The sequence below is a fragment of the Faecalibacterium longum genome, from assembly GCF_040094125.1.
Lineage (GTDB): Bacteria > Bacillota > Clostridia > Oscillospirales > Ruminococcaceae > Faecalibacterium > Faecalibacterium longum.
Map to the genome: position 1 here is coordinate 1 of NZ_JBBNIH010000056.1, position 945 is coordinate 945.

General features: G+C 46.6%; 1 protein-coding gene. It reads right to left on the reverse strand.

Features of this window, described 5'->3' with window-relative positions; genetic code table 11:
* Positions 1-257 precede the first annotated feature (257 nt).
* Complete coding sequence (locus tag AAAU26_RS00995) at positions 258-542, reverse strand: hypothetical protein (RefSeq protein WP_117536135.1); 285 nt, start codon at positions 540-542, stop codon at positions 258-260.
* Positions 543-945: the final 403 nt, after the last annotated feature.

The following is a 945-nucleotide window of genomic DNA, read 5'->3' on the forward strand; positions in this document are numbered from 1 at the left end:
ACTCGCTGTTCCTCTGCCGAGAGGTTGTTCCATGCGGCTTCCAACTCCTGCTCGTTGGCTGCGTTGACAAAGGCTTCAATCTCTTTTTTCATGGTGCATCCTCCTTTGGCTGCAGAAAGCGTTTTTTCAAAAAGTATGGATTTTCGTGAGAGCAAGAATCGTCCCGTGGCCACAAATTTTCAATTCTTGAAAATTTCCTGCCCCTTTGGGACAGCTTCTTGTTGGGGCGTGCCTGCCCCAAACCCTGCCAGGTGATTTCATTCTTGGTGGTTGCTATATTGCTTATATGCCTTTTCAAATCCTGATTTGTTATATATGATAAATTTATAACATTCTCCGTCTTTCATGGAAATTGCTGCAACAGGAACGACCATCTGGCTCCATGAAATCTCCTTTATCTCCTTCATGGGCAATACAAGGCTGCGATATAGCGGACTGACTGTAAGCTTTTGGGTGGAATATGTAATGCTCTGTTCATCAATGTACAAACCACCGCCAATGATTCCATTACGGCATAAGCTGCACACAAAAGTTTTTCCCATAATATTACCTCCTCTTATTAGTTGATGGTTGATCAAGTTGAGTATATCATATTGATTTCCAGAAGAACACCCCTATATAGGAGATTTTAGCCGTTTTACTGCGTACGTGCGTACGAGAGATTGGTACGCACGTACGCAGCGATTTGCCCGAAGCGCACCCTATACAGCCGTTTCCCCCTCGGAGAGCCCACTACACTTTGCAGACCGCAGGGATGAAAGTGTTATAGTGGGTTATTACACTTCCGCAGAAGTGCCTTCTCCTCGCCGCAGACAGCCGGGTGTGCATTTGTGAGAGCTTTTTGTGCGGCGAATCCACATCGCCCATGGGCGATGTAAGCAGGGATTCCAAAGGGGCGCAGCACCCTTGGCACACGACTTTGGTACAAAGTCTAGTGTGTTACAC